Consider the following 24,273-nt stretch of genomic DNA (forward strand, 5'->3'; position numbering starts at 1 on the left):
CAAGTAATACTTGTAGGCAAGTGTATAACTCTAATTAATCCGCTTACATAATTATTTCCCTTACATTGGCACATAAATCCATTACATTAAAAGGTTTTGCAATCGTATACCTTACTATTCTCCTTGTTTCCATTTCCCCAATAATACTCTCTGCCATTCCACTCATAACAATTACGGGAGTTTTTATTTCTTCATTTTCTAATTGGTTCAATACTTCACTCCCGTCGATGATTGGTAACTTGTAATCCAAAATAATTAAATCAAATGACGCTTGGTGGATTTTATCCAATGCTTCTTTCCCTGTAGAAGCTAAAGTCACCCGATGACCTTCACTCGTTAAAATATCAGTTAAGAGCAAACGGATACCTGGCTGATCATCAACTACTAATATCTCCTTTGGCATCTCCTCTAATCCCCCTAATAACAAATATCTCTACTATAATATGAATTCTATACAATCGCTCTTTCCCCTTTTGTCCTCTCTACATATTCAGTTTGTTTATAACAATTAACTACATGCAATATTTAATAATTTACCTATAAGAAAAAATTAGCTATACATTGTTTTCATTTACAATTTCAAGAATTATTTATTGTGATAAATGAGGTTTAAGAATAATAGAAGTACAAGCACGAATGCAATTGGATTTTTAGCTATCACCGAATTTTCTACGACTAGTCAAAAGATGAATCAAAACAGCACGTATGGCTAATCGGGGTGGAGGATAAGGAAATTCAAAAAATGGGTTACGAAATTGGAAATGCGCATGAATGCGCATTTTTCAGATACTCTCCTATAAATGATAAGAAGATAGCAATATTGACACGTCCCCGCTATCAAAATAGCAGTCTTCACATTGTCTATTTAGTTGTCTGGTTTAAACATACAAGTTAACTTTATCCGTGCTGTTTTTCATATTTTTTATCGTTAAAATATCCAATGATAGTTTATCATTTCCAATTTACTCTATAAAAAGTACTCATAATCTCAATTCAACAAAAGATGGTTAAATCCTCTTTTTTTAGAAAAAAACAATCAAATCTGTTAACAAAGATTTCTAAACGTAAGAAAAACCCCAAAAGTTAACTTTTGGGGTGAAACAGCATTAAGTTGAAAAGGGGTTTAATTTTTTCTATTGCTCTGTTCCACAGAAGCTCCAATAAAGCCTTTAAATAAGCCTTGTGCTCTCGTTGGACGAGAAGTAAACTCTGGATGGAATTGGCATGCAACAAACCATGGATGATTGTCAATCTCAATTGTTTCCACTAATCTTCCATCAGGACTTGTACCAGAGAAGATAAAGCCATGCTCTTCCATTTGCTCGCGATAATCATTATTAAACTCATAACGATGACGATGACGTTCTTCAATCATATCGGCACCATCATACGCTGCTTTTGTTTTCGTACCATCTTTAAGCTTACAAGGGTAAGATCCAAGACGTAATGTTCCACCTAAATCAGAAACGTTCTTCTGCTCAGGAAGCAAGTCAATGATTGGATAGGCTGTATTTGGATCAATTTCTGCTGAGTGTGCCCCTTCTAGACCAACAACATTTCGAGCGAATTCTACAGAAGCTAATTGCATTCCTAAACAAATACCAAAGAAAGGAATATTATTTTCACGCGCATAACGAATTGCTTCAATTTTTCCATCGATACCACGATCGCCAAATCCACCTGGCACAATAATACCATCTACATGGGAAAGTTCTGAGTGAATCGCAGCTCTATCCAGCTCTTCGGAATTAATCCAATGTACTTTAATATCTGCATCAAAGTCATAACCTGCATGTTTCAATGACTCAACTACAGAAATATATGCATCTGGAAGTTCTACATATTTACCTACAAGTCCAATATCAATTTTTTTCGAAAGGTTTCTAACTTTGGATACCAACTTTTTCCACTCTTTCATGTCAGCTACTCCACAATCAAGACCAAAATGATCACACGTTAACTGATCCAGATTCTGTTCTTGAAGTGCAATTGGTACTTGATAAAGTGTATCTGCATCACGCATTTCAATTACAGCTTTTTCGTTGATATCACAGAATAACGCAATTTTCTTTTTCATTTCAACGCTGATTGGTAATTCTGTACGCAAGACAATCGCGTCTGGCTGTATACCTAAAGAACGTAATTCTTTGACACTATGCTGGGTAGGTTTTGTCTTCATTTCTCCAGCAGCTTTAATGTATGGCACAAGGGTACAGTGGATATACATTACGCTGTTTCGTCCTACATCGCTTTTAATTTGGCGAATCGCCTCAAGAAATGGCAGTGACTCGATATCACCAACAGTTCCGCCAATTTCTGTAATAACAACATCAGCTTCTGTCGCTTCACCTGCTCGATATACCTGATCTTTAATTTCGTTTGTAATGTGAGGTATAACTTGAACCGTACCACCAAGATAATCACCGCGACGTTCTTTGCGAATAACACTAGAATATACCTTACCAGTAGTAATGTTGCTGAATTTATTTAGGTTAATGTCTGTAAAACGCTCATAGTGCCCAAGGTCAAGATCTGTTTCCGCTCCATCATTCGTTACAAAAACCTCACCATGCTGATATGGACTCATTGTACCTGGGTCCACGTTTATATATGGATCAAACTTTTGGATAGTCACCTTTAATCCACGATTTTTAAGCAAACGACCAAGTGAAGCAGCTGTAATTCCCTTCCCTAGCGAGGATACAACTCCACCAGTTACAAAAATATATTTAGTCACGATTCATCCTTCTTTCCTTTTCTTGTTCTGTAATTAGTATTCCTAAAAATAATGTAAAAAACTTGGCATTCAACAAACTTCCTGAGTAAATGCCTTTAATTTCTTATCTGCAAAAATAAGAAAGGCGTTTCCCCAATTGTATCTAGGGAAACGCCTTGATTATTAGATTCAAAGAGCCCAATTAAGATTGTACTCATAGTCCTAAAAAAAGTCAAGGAACCTTTTTAACTATTTTTCTTCGTCCAATTCGTCTTCATCAACAATAAGTTCCTCGTCGTCAATTTCCTCATCAAAATCTTCTTCAAAGTCATCATCGTCCTCAAAGTCATCAACTATTTCCTCAATATCTGCATCTGTGATATCAAGTTCTTCGTCAATCTCTTCTACTTCTTCATCAGTCTTCTTCTTCACACGTTTCTTTTTCGGTACTTCCGTTAGCTCTTCTTGCGCCTGTTCCACTGGGTACCATCTTTTTAATCCCCACATACTGGAACCAAGTGTTAAGAAACGGCCATCAACGTTCATGTCCGTATAGAATTGAGCAATATTATTCTCCTTCTCGCTAGCAGAGAAACCTTTCATTTCAGCAATTTTATCAAAAATATCTCTGAAATTGAGGGCTTTCTTTTCATCAAATAGAATTTTACTTGCTAATTCAATCATTGACATTTCTTGTAATTCTTCGTGGCTATACTTGTCTAAGCTCACGGCAATGCACTCCCTTTGCTAAAAATATTGAAGGCTATGAGCCTAATTTATAATCATCATTTTATTGTACTAATATACCATTTTTCTTTCACAATAAACATACATTACATTATAAACAATTTTATATAGAATATGCTAGAACGAAAGCATAAAAAGTTGAGAAAATATATTATTCCCTCAACTTTTTATGTTTTTTCATGCCGTTTCTATAGGATTTGGTGTTATATGAGAATAGATATAGAGTGCGAACTAACTTCTCGGCTGTCTTTACAAGTATGTGCACTAATAGCCGTCCGGGAGGCTTCGGGCCGATACTTTCCGCAGTCATGGCACTCTGATCACCTGGAATGGTTAGAGCATCGCTTATAACAATTATGCTGGAAAATAGTATAAGAATGCTTATTAGATGTCCTAATCATTCAAGCGTTTTTATTATTACATGTTCCTGCGATATTGTCCGCCAACCTCATAAAGAGCGGTGGTAATTTGTCCGAGGCTTGCTGCTTTTACTGTCTCCAGAAGCTCTGCAAATATATTCCCGCCAGATGCAGCTACTTGCTTTAAGCTCGTTAGTGCTTCTTCTACTTCGGCTTTATGAACTTCCTGAAATTTCCTTAATTCCGTAATTTGATGCTCCTTTTCTTCTTTGGAAGCACGCGCTAATTCCATGGAATCGATTTGTTCATCGGTTGGTGGGTTCGGATTGATATATGTGTTTACACCAATAATCGGCAGTTCTCCAGAATGCTTTTTCCCTTCATAATAGAGTGACTCTTCTTGAATCTTACCACGCTGATATTGGCGCTCCATTGCACCAAGCACCCCACCGCGATCATTCATTTTTTCAAATTCCTGCAGTACAGCCTCCTCTACTAGATCCGTTAACTCATCCACAATAAACGAACCTTGTAAGGAATTTTCATTTTTTGTAAGACCGAATTCCTTATTGATAATCATTTGAATGGCCATCGCCCGCCTTACGGATTCCTCTGTTGGTGTCGTAATTGCCTCATCGTATGCATTCGTGTGAAGTGAATTCGTATTATCCTGAATCGCAAGTAATGCCTGTAATGTTGTACGAATATCATTAAAATCAATTTCTTGCGCGTGAAGGGAACGTCCAGATGTTTGCACATGGTATTTCAGCTTTTGGCTGCGTTCATTGGCACCGTATTTGTCGCGCATTGTAATTGCCCAAATTCGGCGGGCTACTCGGCCAATTACCGTGTATTCTGGATCAAGACCATTTGAGAAAAAGAACGACAGATTTTGTGCAAACTTATTAACATCCATTCCTCTGCTCAAATAATATTCTACATACGTAAACCCATTAGCAAGCGTAAAGGCTAGCTGTGTAATCGGATTGGCACCAGCCTCTGCAATATGATAGCCGGAAATGGAAACAGAGTAATAATTGCGTACATTGTTTTCAATAAAATATTCCTGAATATCTCCCATCATGCGTAATGCAAACTCCGTTGAAAATATACATGTGTTTTGTCCTTGATCTTCTTTTAAAATATCTGCTTGAACAGTTCCGCGAATGACAGAGATTGTATCTGATTTGAGCTTCTTGTATTCTTTCTCTGTAGGCTTTCGTCCATTATTCTCGGTAAATTTTTCTACCTGCTGATCAATCGCTGTATTAAAATACATCGCTAGAATAATTGGAGCCGGGCCATTTATTGTCATGGAAACGGACGTAAGCGGGTCTGTTAAGTCAAAGCCAGCGTATAGCTTTTTCATATCTTCTAACGTGCAAATATTAACACCGCTTTCTCCGACCTTCCCATAGATATCTGGTCTTTCCGCAGGGTCTTCTCCATATAATGTGACCGAGTCGAAGGCGGTGGAAAGCCTTTTTGCTTCATCATTTTTTGATAAATAATGAAAGCGTCGATTCGTTCTTTCTGGAGTTCCTTCGCCAGCAAATTGACGAGTCGGATCTTCCCCTGTTCGTTTAAATGGAAACACACCAGCAGTAAACGGGAATGAACCAGGTACGTTTTCCTTTCGCAGCCAGGTGAGCCGCTCTCCCCAATCCTCATATTTTGGAAACGCAACTTTAGGTATTTTAAGACCGGATAGTGATTCGGTTGTGATGTCCATTTTAATTTCTTTATCCCGAACTTTAAAGGTCATTGTATCGCCCTGGTAGCTTTCCTTTAGTGCTTCCCAACTCTCAAGCATTTTCTTCAGCTGAGGATCGAGTTGTTCTTTATATTGATCAATCGTTTGATCAATGGCTTCCTTAACAGGTGCATCTTCCATAACTTCCTTCGTTCCTTCAAGCTGATAAAGCTTCCTGGCAATGTCACTATGTTTTTTTGTATGCTGGTGGTAATTGCGTATATAGGTTGCAATTTCGAGCAGGTAATATCTGCGGTCATTGGAAATAATGCGATTTTGTTTCTCAGAAATAACGTTTCGGTCAAAATCAATTTTTTCATCCCAATGGTATTTATCACTTAGTGTATCAATTAGTGCAGCAAATAACGCATTTGTTCCTGCATCATTAAACTGACTTGCAATCGTTCCAAAAACTGGAAATGCTGTTTTATCCTGATGGAAGAGCATTCGGCTTCGTTCATATTGCTTTCTCACTTGATTGAGTGCGTCTTCGGAACCCTTTTGTTCAAATTTATTAATTACAATGAAATCTGCATAATCAATCATGTCTATTTTTTCAAGCTGTGTTGGTGCACCAAATTCTGCTGTCATCACATACATCGACAGGTCGGTAATATCAGTAATTGCTGCATCACCTTGGCCAATACCACTTGTTTCTACAATAATGAAATCAAATCCAGATCTTCGTACGACATCAATCACATCCTGAATTGCTTTTGACAGCTCCGTTCTTGAATCACGCGTTGCCAATGAACGCATATAGACGCGGTCATTAGAAATTGCATTCATGCGGATTCGGTCACCAAGTAGTGCTCCGCCCGTTTTTTTCTTCGTTGGATCGATAGAAATAATCGCTATTTTTTTATCTGGAATTTCATTCATAAAACGGCGTATCAATTCATCTGTTAAGGAACTTTTCCCTGCTCCACCTGTTCCAGTGATTCCGAGTACAGGTATGGTGCTGTCTCCCTTTTCTTTCAGCTCTTCGAGAACCTTTTGCTTTTCATCCGGGTTCGTGTCATTGCTTTCCACATACGTAATAAATTTTCCAATCGCATTTCGGTTGCCCTGCGCGAGCTTTTTTAAATCTTCTTGAATATCCACGGGTGGCAAGGTATCACATTGCTTAAGCATCCGATTAATCATTCCTTGCAGACCATACTTACGCCCATCTTCAGGTGAGAAGATCCAGGCAACACCATAATCATGCAGCTCTTTAATTTCACGCGGGATAATCGTCCCTCCCCCACCACCAAACACCTTTATATGGACAGCATCCAGCTCCTTTAAAAGGTCAATCATATATTTGAAATACTCTACGTGCCCACCTTGATAGGATGACAAAGCTATTCCTTGCACATCCTCTTGAATCGCTGCGTGTACAACCTCCTCGACAGAACGATTATGTCCGAGATGAATTACCTCGGCCCCGCTTGCCTGAAGAATTCGGCGCATAATATTGATGGATGCATCATGTCCATCAAATAAACTTGAGGCTGTTACGAATCGAATTGGATGTTTCGGCTCGTAAACTTCAACCTGCTCCATCTTGCTCCCCCCTCGTATAATTTATGAAATCTGCTTGTTAATTGCATGTTCGATTAATTTTAATTGTGCATTCGTGTATTCTTCCAGTGTGAATTGCTTTTGCATAATCCATCTTCTGAATCCCCACATATGTCCCTGTACCACAATATTATTGCCAAGCAGACTAACCTCTTTTGTGGATAGCTTTCCTTCTGTGCAAGTGCTAATAACATTTTCTATAATTCCTACCATATCGCGTTCTCTTTCTAAAACATGTTTTCTTGATTCCTTGTTTAGCGATTTTACTTCTTGATAAAGAATGACGATTTCATCTTGCATTTCATCCATTAAGTAAAAAAAGGACCGTAACGCCTGCATCATACTTGGAATGGAAGGTGATTTTAAATCAATCGCCTGAGCAATTCGCTCGCGAACTTGTTCATGGATCGAATCACAGACAAGAAATAAAACATCTTCTTTTGTGCGAATATACTCATACAATGTTCCAATGCTAAAACCAGATTCACTTGCGATTTCTCTTGTCGTTGTTTTATGGAAGCCTTTTTCTTTAAAAAGCTTAATCGCACCCTTAATAATTTGTTCTCTCCGTACTTTTATGAGCTGCTGATCTTTTACAGAAGAAAGTATCTTCTCCCCCTTCATCATGAATCCCTCCAATCTGTTTCATAGATATGTTCGTGCAATCACTCGGGACATCATCTGTTTCATGCGTCATCACTCTATTTATTTTGTTAGCATTCTGCCAATAACAAGTCGTTGGATTTCGTTTGTGCCTTCATAGATTTGGGTGATTTTTGCATCGCGCATGTAGCGTTCGACTGGATAATCTTTTGTGTATCCATAACCGCCAAATATTTGGACAGCTTCCACTGTTGTGCGCATCGCCACATCACCTGCAAATAATTTGGACATAGCGGATGCTTTCCCATATGGAAGTCCTTTGGATTCCAGCCATGCTGCTTGATAGGTTAATAGACGAGCCGCTTCAATTTCGGTTGCCATGTCTGCAAGCTTAAATGATATTCCTTGGTTCACTGCGATTGGTTTTCCAAATTGTTCACGTTCTTTTGCATAGGCTACTGCTGCATCTAAAGCACCTTGGGCGATCCCAAGCGCTTGCGCTGCGATTCCATTTCTTCCACCATCAAGTGTTGTCATCGCAATGGTAAAGCCTTCCCCTTCAACCCCAAGCAAATTTTCTTTTGGAATCCGACAGTTTTCAAAGATTAACTCCGTTGTTGGAGAAGAACGAATGCCGAGTTTCTTTTCTTTTTTACCGAAAGCAAATCCATCTGTTCCCTTCTCCACGATGAATGCACTAATTCCCTTATGTTTAGCATCCGCATCTGTTTTTGCAAAAACAATGTAAATATCTGCAACACCGCCATTTGTAATCCAAACTTTACTCCCGTTTAATACGTAGTGATCTCCATCTTCCTTTGCAGTTGTTTTCATCGAAACGACATCGCTACCCGCCCCAGGCTCGGATAACGCATAGGCGCCGAGTGCTTCTCCTGTCGCCAAGCGTGTAAGAAAATTTTTCTTCTGCTCTTCATTCCCAAATTTATAAATTGGCCAGCTTGCTAATGACAGGTGAGCAGATAACGTTACACCAGTGGAAGCACAAACACGTGACAATTCCTCTACAGCTATACAATAACTTACATAGTCAGCTTCAATGCCACCATAGCTTTCCGGCCATGGGATTCCTGTTAAACCAAGCTCTGCCATTTTGTCAAAAATCCCACGATCAAAGCGCTCCTCTTCATCACGCTCGGCCGCTGTTGGTTCTACATCTCTTTCCGCAAAGTCACGAACCATTTTACGCAACATTTCTTGTTCTTCCGTTAATTGAAAGTCCATCTTCTTCTCCTCCTTAGTCTTTCAATAAATGATTGGCAATCACAATATGTTGAATCTCATTTGTGCCTTCATAAATTTCCGTTACTTTTGCATCTCGGAATAGGCGCTCGACAGGATACTCCTCTGTGTAGCCGTAACCGCCAAATATTTGGATTGCTTCAATTGCGTTGTTCATCGCTGTTCTGGTTGCTGCAAGTTTTGCCATTGACGTTTCTTTCGCGCATGGGACTCCTTGCTCGATCAATGTTGCAGCGTGATAGGTTAATAATTTTGCAGACTCGGTCGCCGTTGCCATATCTGCTAGTTTGAATGATATCCCTTGATTTGAAGCAATCGATTTCCCAAATTGCTTTCGTTCTTTGGCATAGTTCACTGCGTATTCAAGAGCCGCTTCCGCTATACCAAGACCTTGAGCTGCAATGCCAATCCTTCCAATATTCAAATTAGCCATCGCGATATTGAAACCGCTTCCTTTTTCACCTAACAAATTTCCTTTTGGAATAACACATTGATCAAATGTTAATTGAACTGTATTTGATCCATGAAGGCCCATCTTTTTTTCTTTCTTACCGATAATCAATCCAGGAGAATCCTTTTCTACAATAAATGCGCTAATATCCTTGGAATTGTCACCAGTCCGAGCAAATGTAATATACGTATCTGCCACACCGCCATTTGTAATAAAAACCTTGGACCCATTTAAAATATAAGAAACATCTGTTTCCTTAGCAGTCGTTTTTAAACTACCAGCATCAGAACCAGCTCCTGGCTCTGTAAGTGCGAATGCACCAAGGTACTCTCCGCTTGCAAGCCTTGGCAAGAAACGCCTTTTTTGCTCTTCATTTCCAAAGTATAAAATTGGATTCGTTCCAACAGATGTGTGTACGGATAAAATAACACCGACGGTCGCACTTACTTTTGATAGCTCATGAATCGTTTGAATGTAGGATGTGAAATCCATCCCACTTCCACCATATTTTTCCGGAATAGGAATGCCCATTAATCCAAGCTCTCCCATCTTCTTCACAATTTCAATCGGGAAACGATCTTCCTTTTCCATTCGCTCTATTACAGGTGCTACTTCCTTTCTGGCAAAATCTCGAACTACCTTAAGAAGCATTTCCTGTTCTTCTGTAACCTTTAACATCATACCGTTTGCACCTCTCTTGGGTGTTATTTAACTAGCTATATTCATAAAAGCCTTTACCGGATTTCTTTCCAAGCCATCCTGCTTTTACATATTGACGCAGTAATGGACATGGACGATATTTACTATCCCCAAATCCTTCATGAAGCACTTCCATAATATACAAACATGTATCCAGACCAATAAAATCTGCCAGCGTTAGCGGTCCCATCGGATGATTCATTCCAAGCTTCATCACCTGGTCAACATCCTTTGGCGTGGCGACACCTTCATAAACCGTATAAATCGCTTCATTAATCATTGGCATTAGAATCCGATTGGATACAAACCCAGGAAAATCTTTTACTTCTACTGGAGTTTTTGATAACTGGACAGTCATCATTTGAATTGTTTCATACGTTTCATCACTTGTTTGTAATCCGCGTATAATTTCAACAAGTTTCATAACTGGCACAGGATTCATAAAATGCATGCCAATTACCTGATCCGGTCGTTTTGTTTCAGCCGCGATTTCGGTAATCGGTAAGGAGGATGTATTCGAGGCAAGGATTGCATGCTTTGGTGCGTGTGTATCCACCTCTTTGAAAACTGCTGATTTTACATCCATATTTTCCACAACAGCTTCAATAATCAAATCACAGGTTGCTGCATCCTCTAATGTATGGGAAGGAGTTAGGCGACCTAGGGTTGTCGCCTTCTCTTCTTTTGTTAATCTCTTCTTTTCCACGTTACGTGCAAGCAATTTTTCGATGCCATTTATTCCTGCTTGTAATGCATTCTTATCCCGGTCGTGTAGTAGTACGTTAAATCCTGATTGCGCACAGACCTGAGCAATGCCAGCTCCCATTTGCCCTGCACCAATGACCATCACATTATTTATTGCCATCTTTTTGTTTCCTCCTTTGCGTTAACCCTTAGGAACTTCGATCAGTACTGCATCCCCTTGACCACTGCCACTGCAAATAGCTGCAATGCCAAGCCCGCCACCGCGGCGCTTTAATTCATGAATTAAGGTTAAAATGATTCTGGCGCCACTTGCTCCAATTGGATGACCTAATGCAACAGCACCACCATTAACATTTATCTTTTCAGTGTCAATGTCAGCGATTTTTCCACTTGCAAGCGACACAGCAGCAAAGGCTTCATTTATTTCAAACAGATCAATGTCTTCCTTGGAATATCCTGTCTTTTCTAGCAATTTATTAATAACAAGTCCTGGTGTTTGCGGGAAATTCTTTGCTTCTACAGCAACTTCTGTGTGCCCAAGAATCGTTGCCATCGGTTTTTTCCCAAGCTCGTTTGCCTTGTCATCTCCCATCACAACAAAAGCACATGCACCATCATTGACACCAGGAGCATTACCGGCTGTAATTGTTCCATTTTTATCAAATGCTGGACGCAGACCCGCTAGTTTTTCAACTGTTGTATCCTTTCGGGGTGCTTCATCGGTATCTACGACAATCGGTTCACCTTTACGTACCGGCACTTCCACTGCAACGATTTCTTCAGCAAATTTGCCTGTTTCAATCGCCTCGATTGCTCGTTTGTGACTGCGATAGGACCACTCGTCCTGTGCTTCTCTTGTTAATTCGAATTCTTCTGCAGTTGAATTCCCATAATTCCCCATATGAACCCCTGTGAACGTACATGTCAGTCCATCGTGTACCATCATATCAACTACTTTTTTATCGCCCATCCGGCTTCCCCATCTCGTTTCCGGAAGAAAGTACGGTGCATTGCTCATGCTTTCCATTCCACCTGCAACAATCACATTCTCATCCCCAAGACGAATCAATTGATCAGCAAGTGTAATACTACGCAGTCCAGATGCACACACTTTATTAATTGTTTCGGATTTTACTTCCCATGGGATTCCAGCCTCGCGAGCCGCTTGCCGGGAAGGAATCTGACCTTGGCCACCTTGCAGGACGGTACCCATAATTACTTCATCGATTTCTGAGCCTTCAATTCCAGCTCGATTTAACGCTTCTTTAATTGCCTTTCCTCCTAGCTGCCATGCTGCAAAAGGCTTCAAGCCTCCACCAAATTTTCCGAAAGGGGTTCTTGCACCTGAAACAATTACTGTTTTTCTCATTGATTTCCATCCTTTCTTTTTGTTTATCTAACTATCTTGATTGAACGCTCACTCATTTAATTCGTTTAACTGAAAAGGGGAATCTCCCCCCTATCAGTCTATCATCAATTAAGAGGCTGTTCTTGATTGATCGTCAAAGTGAATAGATAATGCTAAAATTTCAGCAACATCCATTGTACTAATGTCCTCATCGACCTCTTTTGCCTTTGTCCCATCGCTTAGCATTGTTAAGCAATACGGACAAGCACTGGAAATCATAGATGGCTGGACAGCAAGTGCCTGTTCTGTACGTGCTACATTAATTCGGTTTCCAGTCGTTTCCTCTGTCCACATTAAGCCACCACCTGCACCACAGCACATTCCATTTTCCCGTGAACGATTCATTTCAACAAGCTCAAGTCCTGGGATAGATGTTAAAATTTCCCTCGGCGGGTCATACACACCATTGTATCTCCCTAAGTAGCATGAATCATGATAGGTTAGCTTTTCATTGATTGGACGTTCTGGCTTTATTTTCCCTGATTTCACCAAATCATAGAGCATTTGCGTATGGTGATACACTTCTGCTGTATAGCCGAAATCTGGGTACTCATTTTTGAAAATATTATAGGCATGCGGGTCAATCGTAACGATTTTGGTGACACCGTTTTTCTCAAATGTTTTAATGTTTTTCTCGGCAATCTCCTGGAATAAAAACTCATTCCCGATTCTGCGTGCTGTATCACCCGAGTTCGTTTCCGTATTTCCTAGAATCGCAAAGCTAACACCTGCCTGATTCATTAGTTTAGCAAAAGCAATCGCGATTTTTTGGCTGCGGCTATCAAAAGCTCCCATCGAACTCACCCAGAAAAGGTATTCAAATTCTTTTCCTTCCTTTTTCAGCTCTTTCACAGTAGGGATGTATGCAGTTTCATCTTCATCACGCCATTTGATGCGGTCTTTTTTTGAAAGTCCCCATGGATTTCCTTGGCGTTCAATGTTCATAACCGCTCGTTGAATATCCGAATCCATCTTTCCTTCTGTCATAACAAGATAGCGGCGCATATCAATAATCGTTCCAACATGCTCATTGTTTACAGGACAAGCATCCTCACAATTTCGGCATGTGGTACATCCAGAAAGCTCTTCTTCTGTAATAACATCACCAATTAGACTTGCGCTTTGAACAGTCGCTGCAGCTTCTTTTTGCGCGCTTGCCTGATTCCCTGCCGTATTGTTAAATGCGTAAGCTGGAACCCATGCGGACTTTCCTGTTATCGCTGCCCCCTTTTCGGTTAAATGGTCACGAACCTTAATCATAATGTCCATCGGCGACAGCATTTTACCAGTTCCCGCAGCAGGACACACGTCTGTACAGCGGCCACATTCCACACAAGCATAGAAATCAAGCATCTGATGCTGTTCAAAATCTTCTACTTTCCCTGCCCCGAATGAGATTTCTTCCTCACTATCTTCATCGATATCAAAATCTATTTTTTTCAATTTACCTGGGACTTGCTTGCTTAAAAACACATTAATTGGTGCTGCAATCAGATGTGCATGCTTGGATTGCGGTACATAAACAAGGAATGAAAGCAGTGTAATCGTATGTACCCACCAAGCAATATAGAACAATACTGTTGCAGCGTCTTGTGAAATCCATCCCAGTACTAGTGCAATCATACTTGCAACTGGTTCTGTCCATGTTACTTCATGGCCATGCCAAAGAAGCGCCATCCCATTTCCAAATAACACAGAAAGCATTAATGTGCCAATAAAAATAAGAACAAGACCAGCTTTAAAGCCACGTTTTAGCCGCACGAGCTTCTCCATATAGCGACGATAAAATGCCCATACAACCGCCACAAGAATCATTAACGTTACGAGTTCCTGAAAGAAGACAAACCCTGGATACAGCACACCAAATGGTAAATGGTTACCTGGTGAAAGTCCTTTCACAAACATGTCAATTGCACCAAATTGAACGAGAATAAATCCATAAAACATCATGACATGAATGATACCGGATTTCTTATCCTTCAATAACTTTGATTGGCCAAATACAATCGTCCACACCCTTTGTAACCGCAACTTAATTTCGCCATCAAACTCGGATTTTTTACCAAGCCCTATATAAGCAATCCGTGTTGAGACGACCCTGACGAATAAATACAATGCATAAAACGTGATGATTAAAAACGCAATCCAATTAACTAGCATAAATGTATCCACTGGCGGCTCCTCCTTTTTGTTACAGTTAAATGATAGCGATTACATTTGATTGAAAAATTCCGCTTACAGAAATCTATATCTATACTTTATACGTGAATGAGCATTCAGTCAACAGATTTTTGGTAAAAGATATTAAATTCATAATTTATTATATAATAAAAAAGATAGCCTGTCACATTTTGATTATTTATGAAATAGTAATCTTGAAATTGGTAATGACCGCAACGCAAACATCACAAAATATTCAAGTCATGGTAGGCTTTAAATATTTTGTGATGTACAATACAGTTTCCATATCTTGCTTACTTTTTTAACGGACATACATTAATACACACCGATACTCGCAAGTAAAATAGCTGGAATCAGTGATAAAATCGGAAAGACTATTGCTACTACCGCAATATCTCGGTAAGACTCTTTATGTGTTAAACCGGTCACAATCAGTATGGTTATAACCGCACCATTATGTGGTAGTGCGTCCAAGCCCCCTGAGGCAATAGATGCGATACGGTGAAATGCTTCGGGTGCTATTCCGGTTGATGCGGCAATTTCATTATATTTGTGACCTAGAGCTTCCATCGTGATGCCTAATCCTCCAGATGCTGAACCTGTTGCTCCGGATAATACATTTGAAGCAATCGACATGGAGATAAGTGGATTTGCATCGATACCCAGAATATAATCGCTTAATTTTTGGAATCCCGGAACAACGCGTACTACGGTTCCAAATCCAACCGCTGCAGAAGTATTTATCATCGCCATTACAGAATCGGAAGCTCCTTGATTTAGCGATGGTATCAAACTTTTAATGTTGTTTAATGAAAATATGATGATCAATAAAACAGCTATTAATAAACAAACGACAATATTCCAGTTAAAAATGTTAAGCGTAACAATTACAGATATTAAAGGCAGTATAGATATATATAGATTTGGCAGCTTTCCCTTTATCTTTTCTTTTTCTTCCAGATCTTTTTCCAACGCTTTAAATCCATGTCCGGTTTTTTTTAGCTTCTTCTCTCTCCACTTCAAATAAAGGATAGACCCCCCACCCATTACGAATGAGGCTGCAAGTCCCATAATAGGGGCTGCAGTCGCTGTGGTGTTAAAATAATCAGTAGGAATCAAGTTCTGAATCTGTGGAGTCCCGGGAAGAGCTGTCATTGCGAATGTCATCATTCCTGCTGTAATAGTAGCTGGCATCAATTTTCTTGGAATATCCGCTTGTCTAAACATATTTACCGCGATTGGATAGACAGCGAATACAACAACGAACACACTAATACCGCCATATGCTAAAACAGATGAAGCCATAATAACACCAATAATTGCTTGGTTTTCACCAAATAGTTTAATTATACCTTGAGCTACGGACTGTGCCATTCCGCTGTATTCCATTAATTTGCCAAAGATAGCCCCTAACATAAATACAGGGAACCAGCTTTTCGTAAAGTCGACAAATCCTTGCATATAAGTGTTTGTATATGCATCAAGTAAGTCAAGCCCACCAAATATTGCTACAACGCCAGCACAAATCGGTGCAATCCAGATAATTGACCATCCACGGTAGGCTAAGATGATTAGCAAAACTAACCCTAATGCAATCCCTAGCATTTGATCACCTCATATTCTCATAAATTCCTTATGTAATCGTCAGTATAAGGTTGAAGTCTTTGAAATCTACCAATCATCAAACCGATAGAGAAAGTTTAAAAAGTCCGGCAAAGATGACACACCGAGAGCATTTGACCTTCGACGCTCAGGTCGTGCTAGTATCGGCGTCTGCAAAAAGGCCGTTGACTCTTAGCCGACCTCGGCCCTTTTTATCCCCTTTTTTTGAACACACTACATAGAAAAAAATGGGGGCCTTCTAATGGCCCCTTCCTCATTAACTGCTAGGAAAATCAAAGTTAATTTCATCTGTGCTTGATTGGTCAAACCACCTTTCCGAGACCGTCTTTGTTTTTGTAAAGAAACGAGCGGTATCCGGTCCGAACATTTGTCCTTCACCCAATCGTGAACCTTTCCAGCCTCCAAAGTTATGATAGCCCACAGGTATTGGAATAGGTACATTTACTCCAACCATACCGACTTCTATTTCTTGCGTGAATTTGCGAGCATCGCGGCCGCTATTGGTGAATATAGCAACCCCATTTCCATATTGATGATTATTGATTAGCTGTATTGCTTCATCAATTGAATCTACTGAAACGATTGTACGTGCTGGACCAAACACTTCTTCTTTGTATACATTCATATCAGGAGTAACATTATCTAATAGCGTAGCCCCCAGGTAAAAACCTTCCTTAAACTCAACATCAGGGTTTCTGCCATCGACCACAACATTAGCTCCATCCCTTACTGCTTCATCAATCGAATGTAAGATGCTTTGTTTTGCTTCTGCACTTATAACGGCCCCAAAGTCAGCTGATTCATCGTCATAGGAACCGGGTCTAAGATTTTCAACCTTTTCTTTTAATTTTGCCGTGAATACATCTGCTGTCTTTTGCCCGACTGGCATTGCTACGGAAACAGCCATACAACGCTGTGATGCTGAACCATATGCAGAGCCTAAGAAGGAGTCAACTGCTTTATCAATATCCGCATCTGGCATAATAACCAGGTGGTTTTTTCCTCCACCAAAGGCATTTACTCGTTTATGATGCTTCGTTCCTACCTCATAAATAATTTCCGCTACTTTCGTAGAGCCCACAAAGCTTACCGCTTGTATGTCGCTGTGTGTAATGATGGCATTAACCGTATCCTTATCACCGTTCAATACGTTCCAAACTCCAGCAGGCAAACCAGCCTTCTCCCAAAGTTCTGAGATTAATTGAGCAGAATATGGAACTTTTTCAGATGGTTTCAATATCATTGCATTCCCAACAGCCACTGCCATAACACTCATTGCAAGCGGTACCATAACAGGGAAATTAAATGGTGATATACATGTTACAACGCCAAGCGGCTGTTTCATTGAATAAGCGTTTATATCCCCACCAACATTTACAGAATGTTCTCCTTTGAGTATTTGCGGTGCCCCTATTGCTAAATCCACTGATTCTATTCCTCTGCTTATCTCCCCTTTTGCATCAGAGATCGTTTTCCCATTTTCCTTCCCAATTAGCTGTGCCAATTCATCTGTATTCTCTACTAATAATTGGCGGAATTTAAAAAGAACTTCAACTCTTTTTCCCACAGAGGTTTTTGCCCATTTTGCAGCAGCTTTTTTCGCTAACTGTACGGTCTCATCCACTTCTTCAGCAGAAGCATAAGGAACAGCAGCTATTCGCTTGCCCGTGGATGGGCTGTATACAAAACCATATTTATCGTTATTCCCTTTTACTTTTTCCCCATTAATATAGTGGGTTACTGTATCTAACTTTAATGTCGTCATCTAAACAAACCTCCCATTTTGGATATATCTATTTACCTAATTTCACCTTTTCTTCTGTTAGCATAAGATAGGCTGAAGAAATGTCCTTATCTGCATACTCCTCAATATTTGATTCAAGGTAATTTACTAGTTCTTCACCCAATGGCAATTTACCCTCAAATGAATTCGAAACATGGTTCGCAAGTTTTAAGTCTTTTAATAGTAGTGCTGTAGTAAAAGCCCCTTCATAATATTCATCCTGAGCAATAAAATTTTTGTAGTTTCTAGTAAAAATGCCGCTTTGACCTGTACTGACATTTACAATTCTATAAACAATTTCATGGTCCAAACCTGCTGCATCTGCGATAGATAGTGCTTCTGCGACAGCCTGTGTATGAATTCCAGCCATTAGATTATTAATTAATTTAACAATAGTTCCTAATCCGTGATCTTCTCCAACATGAAATATATTTTTTCCGATTGTTTCAAGGTACGGTAATGCGAAGCCATATGTTGTTTTATCTCCTCCAACCATCACACTCAGCGTTGCTGCCTCTGCTCCAGCTACACTTCCACTAACCGGAGCTCCCAAGTACTGAATCCCCTTTTCCAATGCTGCTTTTGCTACTTTTTTATTTAGTTCTGGTGAGATTGTGCTTAAGTCAATTAAAGTTAAGGGTGGTTTTCCGTTTTCCACAAGACCCTCGATTCCTAAATAAACATCCTCTACGACCTTTGGTGTTGGTAAACTAGTAAAAATGATATTTACTTCACTTGCTAATGTTGCTGAAGTGAACCCAACCATCCCGCCTATTTCAGCAAATCTTTTTTCATTTTCTTTGTTTACATCTACTCCGTATACGGTATAACCTGCTTTCATTAAATTGCTTGCCATTGGAAAACCCATATTCCCTAATCCAAGAAAACCTACTTTCTTTGTTTCCATCCAGACCCTCCTAAAATATTCATAAGCATTTAGAAAGCGCTATCATTTTTGAAATCTAGTAATTAAGTTTTTCCTTGAAAAATTACATATATAGCCTACCAATTAGAATTTACTCATAATAATTAGTCTCCTTTCTTTACCTTTTTCACATACCAAAGTCAAATACTGTGGTCACTTAAATTATTAATTAAAATAATAAACGTAAAATTTACAATAGTCAAGACTATTCTGTTGAATTCTATATTTCCAAAGCATTATGCTATTCTTAAGTAAAAGGGGGATTATTTATGCCGCGTATGACAACAAGAAAATTAAAAGCCTTAGAGACAAAGAAAATGCTTTTAGAAACTGGACTGGAACTGTTTCATAAAAAGGGGTTTGATAATGTAACAGTGGATGAAATAGCAAAAAAATGTAATGTATCTAAAGGGGCATTTTATGTACATTTCAATACCAAATATGACATTTTCAATGAAAAGTTTAAGGATATTGATAATTTTTATTCCACATTCCAACAAGGTATCCCCAAGAACATTAGTGCAAGCGAGAAGATTCTTATGTTTTACAAAGCTCAAATGATCTATTTACGTGATGAATTAGGGAAGGACTTAATTAGAAATGTATACATGAATGCTATGTCACTAACAATTAACAAAAATCATTATTTAGCCGATCCAGATAGAAATCTTTATAAAGTAATTAATTCTTTCGTTCAGGAAGGAATTGAGAATAATGAGTTTAAGGAGGAATTAACTACTGAAGAAGCGTCCGTATTAATTACTAGGTGTATGAGGGGAACTATCTACGATTGGATTATCTTTGGAGAAGAATTTGATGTTGTCCAAGAAATGACAAAGTTCACATCTACAATTTTGAATGGGTTAAAAAAGTAAGGGAATTTGTTAGTTAACATCTTCGGCCTGCGACCACATCATAAAGTTAATTCTAAAATAGTAAAACCACTGAAAAAATTTCAGTGGTTCACATTTAGTTATTACATTTTCTCTGGTGCAGATACGCCAATCAGTGTCATGGCATTCGCAAGTGTAATGCGAACAGCTTTCATTAAAGCAATTCGTGCTTGTGTTCTTTCTTTATGATCTGCATCCAACACTTTCTCTGCATTGTAAAAGCTATGCAATGCGGAGGCTAAGTCAAAAACATACTGTGTTACTTTATGTGGCGTATGCTTCTCGGCAGCGTCTGCAACGACTTGTGGAAGCTGACCTAATTTCTTCATTAGATCTACTTCCTTTTCTGCAGTTAATAATGCAGCATTAAAATCTCCCCCGACTGTAAATCCTTTACTTTTCGCCTGTTCGAGCATTGTACAGATACGGGCATGCGCATATTGAACGTAGAAAATTGGATTATCATTGGACTGGGAGCGGGCTAAATCCATATCAAAGTCAAGCTGTGAATCATTTGAACGAGTAACGAAATAATAACGAACCGCGTCAACGCCGACCTCTTCCATTAGCTCTCTTAATGAAACAGCTTTTCCTGTTCGCTTACTCATTTTCACTTTTTCGCCGCCTTCAAATAGGTTTACCATTTGAATAATTTTCACATCGAACCTTTCAACCGGGTAGCCAAGCGCTTGAATTGCTGCGCGCATTCTTGGAATATATCCATGATGGTCAGCTCCCCATACATTAATAATAGAATCAAATCCACGGTCGAGCTTGTCCTTATGATAAGCGATGTCTGGTGTTAAATAGGTATAACTTCCGTCTTGCTTAATGAGCACACGGTCTTTATCATCACCAAAATCAGTTGTGCGGAACCACATCGCGCCATCTTTTTCATACGTGTAATTCCCTTCCTCTAGCTTATCTAGTGCAACAGGAATTTTATTTTCCTGATAAAGGGAACGCTCTGAAAACCAATTATCAAATTCAACACGGAACGCTTTTAAGTCTTTTTCAATATTTTCAAGGGATGCTTTCAATCCATATTCTTTAAAGAACGCGAGTCGCTCTGCTTGATCTTTGGAAGCAAATTCATTGCCGTATTCTGCAACAAGCTTCTTCGCAATCTCAATAATAGCTTGTCCATGGTAGCCATCCTCTGGCATATCAAATTCTTCACCGAGTTCTTGGAAATAGCGAGCTTCTACAGATAAACCGAGGTTATCAATTTGATTTCCTGCATCATTAATATAGTATTCGCGCTCTACGTTATATCCCGAAGCGGAAAGCACATTACAAAGCACATCTCCAAAAGCGGCATTACGGGCATGTCCCAAATGCAAGTCTCCAGTTGGATTTACAGAAACGAATTCAACCTGTACACGTTCGCCATTTCCAGTATTTGTTTTTCCGTAATCTTCTCCAGCCTGTAAAATAGTTGGGATGATTTCTCCAAGAAAATCATTTTTCATAAAGAAATTAATGAATCCAGGTCCAGCAATTTCGACCTTCTCGATCGACGCCTTTGATTGATCTAAATTTGCTACAATAGCTTCAGCAATTTGACGCGGTGCCTTTTTAGCGATTCGTGCCAATTGCATCGCAATATTTGAGGCAAAGTCACCATGTGCCTTATCCTTTGGTTTTTCTAATATAATTGCAGGAAGCTCTTCTTCTGTCGCTAGCTTTGCTTGGATAACAGCAACAGCGATTTCCTGCTTCAATGTATTTTCCGTTTGTTCCAAAACGTTCATTGCGTTTCCTCCTCTTGATATGCCAATTTCAATGTATGTTTTCGTTTATCCTGCCCGTTTAACTTCACCGTATAATGAATCGCTAATGTGCCCTCTGTTCCATTGCTTGCTTTCTTATATTCAATGGTCTCTGTATATGTTTCCATATGTATTTTACCATGGGGATGGTGATATATATTCTCCGTTATCTGGTCAGCTTGAAACTTTTGATTCATTTTCACTGCACCAGAACGATTAATACTAACCTTATGCGGATAGATTGTGAGCAAGTTTTTAATGGTGGAACCATCTTCTAATGTTTCTTCAAAAATCAATACGTCCATATTGTTTTTTTGAAAAAGAACTCCGTGGTAGCTCTGTTCGTTGCTCTCCAGTTGTCCATCATCATCAATAGTTGTCTTGAGTATAATGTTTATCTTTTTTTGCGGTGCATCCATACTATCGCCTCTTGAATCTATAATATCCCTATTATAGCGATAAAACACGGTGAGTAGCAATAAAAAGATGCAATTCTCCCTCTGCCTACTAGCAAAAATCGGGATTTTTGCTGCCTTAAGTTTATTTCCATGCCGCTTTTCCCATAATGATAAAAACAAGACTTTACATTGGAGATTACGAGCATGCAACTTTTCCCGAAGAAGTTTTTCAAAAAGATTATACTTACACTTATTGCTATAGGTGTGTTTACAATAGCTGCAATTTATTTAGTGGCCTTCGTTTTAGGTCCTCCTAAATTGGCAAATGACCAAGTAACTATCATTTATGATCGTGAAGAAGAAATAATAAGCGAGCAGCGTGGTAGCCTTACAAAGCACTGGGTTAGCTTAGATGACATATCTCCTGCGGTTATTGAAGCTACATTACAAACGGAGGATCAGCATTTTTATGAACATCAAGGGTTTGATTTGAAGCGAATTGCTGGTGCAGTTATTAAAAATTTACGTAATAGTTCGTTAAAAGAAGGTGCGAGCACCATTTCCCAGCAATATGCGCGCAACCTTTATTTATCCCCTAAAAAAACATGGACACGAAAGCTAACAGAAGCATTCTATACTATACGACTGGAAATGTTTTATTCCAAGGAGGAGATTCTAGAAGGCTATTTAAATACAATTTATTATGGGCATGGAGCATATGGAATTGAGGCGGCAAGCCATTATTTCTTCGATAAACAAGCAAGTGGGTTATCCTTAGCCGAGGCTACGATGCTCGTCGGAATACCAAAGGGGCCAACCTATTACTCCCCATTAAACAATGAAGAGAATGCAAATCGGCGCCAACAGCAAATTTTAAAGCATCTATTGGATGACAAGTATATTTCTGAAGCAGCGTATGTTGGGGCTATCGAAGAGCAGCTGGATTATTCGATTACACCTGAGCCTGCGGATACTGCCCCCTATTTTCAGGATGTTGTTTTACAAGAGGCTGCTAAATTCTTAGATTTAAGTCCGGATGAAATTCGTGCTGGCGGGTTTCATATTTATACAACATTAAATCGTGCATACCAGCAAAAACTGGAAGAACAAGTACGTGCAACAATTGATTCTTCCAGTGGAGTAGAAACTGCTGCTATTGCAATGGATCCTGATGACGGTGCAATTCTCTCCATGATTGGCGGAAAGGATTATGCAGAAAGCACTTATAATCGAGCAATGAATTCCAAGCGAATGTCAGGGTCAACTTTTAAACCTTTTTTATATTACGCTGCACTGCAATATGGCTATACACCAAGCACGAAATTAATGAGCAAACCAACTACTTTTGCGTTAGGTGATGGCAATAGCTATCAACCGAGTAATTTTAACGGGTATTATGCAAATAAGCCGATAACACTGGCCCAAGCACTTGCCATGTCCGATAACGTGTATGCTGTCAAAACAAATATGTACCTAGGACCTGAAAAACTGATAGAAACCGCTGAAACCTTCGGACTGAGAGGGGATTTTCAAGCTGTACCAGCATTGGCTTTAGGTACTGCCTCTGTCTCTGTAAACGACATGACGAGTGCCTACGGAATACTGGCTAATGGGGGGAGGTCAATTTCCGGATATACGGTAGAAAAAATTACGGATCGGAATGGCAAAGTAGTTTACGAGCATGAGGATACATCAGAACAATTGCTTGATCCGAAAAAAGCATTTATTTTAACACACCTGATGACTGGGATGTTTGATGTCGAGATGAATGGCTATACCTCTGTAACTGGTGCAACAATTTCGAAGGAGCTTAGTCGCCTATATGCCGGGAAGTCTGGAACAACTGATTCGGACAGCTGGATGATTGGTTATAGCCCTTCCCTTGTTACAGGCATTTGGGTCGGTTACGATGATAACCGGAACATGGAACTTGTTGCTGAATCAGCCTACGCAAAAGAGATGTGGGCTGGCTTTATGGAAGGGGCTCACAAAGGGATGGCGCAGGATGTTTTTGCTATGCCATCTGGAGTAATTGGCATCCCGATAGATCCCGAGACCGGCGCACGTGCAACACCTAGCTGTGGTGCAAGCAGAATTATGTACTTTGAAAAAGGAACGGAGCCGAGAAACTATTGCTCCGAACATCCAGTTGAAGAAGAAGATGTGGTAGAGGAAGAAAAAGGTATCTTCGAACGTTGGTTTGATTTGTTTAATTAATGTTTTATAAGTGTTAGGAGCTGGGAACGGTGCGCTAATTTTGGATATGGTGTCTTAGTGGCGTGGGATGGTGCGCTATTTTTGGATATGGTGTCTTAGTGGCGTGGGATGGTGCGCTAACAGAAGGCAATAAAACAGCCAGCTTTTCAGGTTGAGTCCTGAAGGCTGGCTGTTTTATTGTCCTAGTAAACATGAGTTAGTCCATGTACCAATA

General features: G+C 39.6%; 17 protein-coding genes. 2 read left to right on the forward strand and 15 right to left on the reverse strand.

All coding sequences use genetic code 11. The features are described from left to right. Window positions 1–43: 43 nt before the first annotated feature. The 13 genes from NST46_RS03860 to NST46_RS03920 form a co-directional block, all read right to left on the reverse strand. A complete protein-coding gene (locus tag NST46_RS03860; protein WP_095307805.1) occupies window positions 44–403 on the reverse strand; it encodes a response regulator in 360 nt (119 codons plus the stop codon). Between the two features lie 720 nt (window positions 404–1,123). Beyond that, window positions 1,124–2,737 (reverse strand): CTP synthase, encoded by a 1,614-nt coding sequence (locus NST46_RS03865; protein ID WP_341136803.1) that lies wholly within the window; start codon window positions 2,735–2,737, stop codon window positions 1,124–1,126. A gap of 228 nt (window positions 2,738–2,965) precedes the next feature. Continuing rightward, a complete protein-coding gene (gene rpoE / locus NST46_RS03870) occupies window positions 2,966–3,445 on the reverse strand; it encodes a DNA-directed RNA polymerase subunit delta (protein ID WP_251660242.1) in 480 nt (159 codons plus the stop codon). A 435-nt stretch (window positions 3,446–3,880) separates the two neighbouring features. Further along, entirely contained in the window at window positions 3,881–7,123 is a 3,243-nt protein-coding gene (gene icmF, locus NST46_RS03875) for a fused isobutyryl-CoA mutase/GTPase IcmF (RefSeq protein WP_341136804.1), read from the reverse strand. 21 nt (window positions 7,124–7,144) lie between these two features. After that, complete coding sequence (locus NST46_RS03880; RefSeq protein WP_095307797.1) at window positions 7,145–7,765, reverse strand: TetR/AcrR family transcriptional regulator; 621 nt, start codon at window positions 7,763–7,765, stop codon at window positions 7,145–7,147. An 81-nt stretch (window positions 7,766–7,846) separates the two neighbouring features. Next, window positions 7,847–8,986, reverse strand: a complete 1,140-nt coding sequence (locus tag NST46_RS03885; RefSeq protein ID WP_095307795.1) for an acyl-CoA dehydrogenase — start codon at window positions 8,984–8,986, stop codon at window positions 7,847–7,849. Between the two features lie 13 nt (window positions 8,987–8,999). Beyond that, a complete protein-coding gene (locus NST46_RS03890; protein ID WP_095307793.1) occupies window positions 9,000–10,136 on the reverse strand; it encodes an acyl-CoA dehydrogenase in 1,137 nt (378 codons plus the stop codon). A 31-nt stretch (window positions 10,137–10,167) separates the two neighbouring features. Then, window positions 10,168–11,019, reverse strand: coding sequence for a 3-hydroxybutyryl-CoA dehydrogenase (locus NST46_RS03895; protein WP_095307791.1), 852 nt, complete (start codon window positions 11,017–11,019; stop codon window positions 10,168–10,170). A gap of 21 nt (window positions 11,020–11,040) precedes the next feature. Next, the gene (locus NST46_RS03900) at window positions 11,041–12,228 is read right to left on the reverse strand and encodes an acetyl-CoA C-acetyltransferase (RefSeq protein WP_095307790.1); all 1,188 of its coding nucleotides are present in this window, start codon (window positions 12,226–12,228) and stop codon (window positions 11,041–11,043) included. Between the two features lie 108 nt (window positions 12,229–12,336). Further along, complete coding sequence (locus NST46_RS03905; RefSeq protein WP_118888493.1) at window positions 12,337–14,439, reverse strand: (Fe-S)-binding protein; 2,103 nt, start codon at window positions 14,437–14,439, stop codon at window positions 12,337–12,339. A 324-nt stretch (window positions 14,440–14,763) separates the two neighbouring features. Then, the gene (locus NST46_RS03910) at window positions 14,764–16,053 is read right to left on the reverse strand and encodes a GntP family permease (protein WP_118888492.1); all 1,290 of its coding nucleotides are present in this window, start codon (window positions 16,051–16,053) and stop codon (window positions 14,764–14,766) included. A gap of 274 nt (window positions 16,054–16,327) precedes the next feature. Further along, on the reverse strand, window positions 16,328–17,836 hold the full coding sequence (locus NST46_RS03915; RefSeq protein WP_118888491.1) for a CoA-acylating methylmalonate-semialdehyde dehydrogenase: 1,509 nt from the start codon (window positions 17,834–17,836) through the stop codon (window positions 16,328–16,330). A 28-nt stretch (window positions 17,837–17,864) separates the two neighbouring features. Then, entirely contained in the window at window positions 17,865–18,761 is an 897-nt protein-coding gene (locus tag NST46_RS03920) for an NAD(P)-dependent oxidoreductase (RefSeq protein ID WP_303448369.1), read from the reverse strand. Between the two features lie 287 nt (window positions 18,762–19,048). Between NST46_RS03920 and NST46_RS03925 the strand changes: the two genes are divergently transcribed. Then, entirely contained in the window at window positions 19,049–19,654 is a 606-nt protein-coding gene (locus NST46_RS03925) for a TetR/AcrR family transcriptional regulator (RefSeq protein WP_340002416.1), read from the forward strand. Between the two features lie 101 nt (window positions 19,655–19,755). Here the strand turns inward: NST46_RS03925 and argS are convergent, their stop codons facing one another. Both argS and NST46_RS03935 read right to left on the reverse strand, forming a co-directional pair. Further along, window positions 19,756–21,426 carry an arginine--tRNA ligase gene (gene argS / locus NST46_RS03930; protein WP_095307781.1) on the reverse strand — a complete coding sequence of 557 codons (1,671 nt, stop codon included), beginning with the start codon at window positions 21,424–21,426 and terminating at the stop codon, window positions 19,756–19,758. Beyond that, entirely contained in the window at window positions 21,423–21,863 is a 441-nt protein-coding gene (locus NST46_RS03935; protein WP_095307779.1) for a DUF1934 domain-containing protein, read from the reverse strand. The genes argS and NST46_RS03935 overlap by 4 nt, the downstream gene beginning before the upstream one ends. Window positions 21,864–22,046: 183 nt before the next feature. Between NST46_RS03935 and NST46_RS03940 the strand changes: the two genes are divergently transcribed. Beyond that, a complete protein-coding gene (locus NST46_RS03940; protein ID WP_340002418.1) occupies window positions 22,047–24,059 on the forward strand; it encodes a transglycosylase domain-containing protein in 2,013 nt (670 codons plus the stop codon). Window positions 24,060–24,273: the final 214 nt, after the last annotated feature.

Origin of the sequence: Oceanobacillus sp. FSL W7-1309, from assembly GCF_038002145.1 — a bacterium.
In the GTDB taxonomy this organism is placed as follows: domain Bacteria; phylum Bacillota; class Bacilli; order Bacillales; family Amphibacillaceae; genus Oceanobacillus; species Oceanobacillus profundus.

What these genes read in the sequence shown, in the direction of transcription:
- NST46_RS03860 (WP_095307805.1), bottom strand. Translation starts at nt 403, where the DNA reads ATGCCAAAGGAGATATTAGTAGTTGATGATCAGCCAGGTATCCGTTTG.
- icmF (WP_341136804.1), bottom strand. Translation starts at nt 7,123, where the DNA reads ATGGAGCAGGTTGAAGTTTACGAGCCGAAACATCCAATTCGATTCGTA.
- NST46_RS03880 (WP_095307797.1), bottom strand. Translation starts at nt 7,765, where the DNA reads ATGAAGGGGGAGAAGATACTTTCTTCTGTAAAAGATCAGCAGCTCATA.
- NST46_RS03885 (WP_095307795.1), bottom strand. Translation starts at nt 8,986, where the DNA reads ATGGACTTTCAATTAACGGAAGAACAAGAAATGTTGCGTAAAATGGTT.
- NST46_RS03890 (WP_095307793.1), bottom strand. Translation starts at nt 10,136, where the DNA reads ATGATGTTAAAGGTTACAGAAGAACAGGAAATGCTTCTTAAGGTAGTT.
- NST46_RS03895 (WP_095307791.1), bottom strand. Translation starts at nt 11,019, where the DNA reads ATGGCAATAAATAATGTGATGGTCATTGGTGCAGGGCAAATGGGAGCT.
- NST46_RS03900 (WP_095307790.1), bottom strand. Translation starts at nt 12,228, where the DNA reads ATGAGAAAAACAGTAATTGTTTCAGGTGCAAGAACCCCTTTCGGAAAA.
- NST46_RS03910 (WP_118888492.1), bottom strand. Translation starts at nt 16,053, where the DNA reads ATGCTAGGGATTGCATTAGGGTTAGTTTTGCTAATCATCTTAGCCTAC.
- NST46_RS03915 (WP_118888491.1), bottom strand. Translation starts at nt 17,836, where the DNA reads ATGACGACATTAAAGTTAGATACAGTAACCCACTATATTAATGGGGAA.
- NST46_RS03920 (WP_303448369.1), bottom strand. Translation starts at nt 18,761, where the DNA reads ATGGAAACAAAGAAAGTAGGTTTTCTTGGATTAGGGAATATGGGTTTT.
- NST46_RS03925 (WP_340002416.1), top strand. Translation starts at nt 19,049, where the DNA reads ATGCCGCGTATGACAACAAGAAAATTAAAAGCCTTAGAGACAAAGAAA.
- argS (WP_095307781.1), bottom strand. Translation starts at nt 21,426, where the DNA reads ATGAACGTTTTGGAACAAACGGAAAATACATTGAAGCAGGAAATCGCT.
- NST46_RS03935 (WP_095307779.1), bottom strand. Translation starts at nt 21,863, where the DNA reads ATGGATGCACCGCAAAAAAAGATAAACATTATACTCAAGACAACTATT.
- NST46_RS03940 (WP_340002418.1), top strand. Translation starts at nt 22,047, where the DNA reads ATGCAACTTTTCCCGAAGAAGTTTTTCAAAAAGATTATACTTACACTT.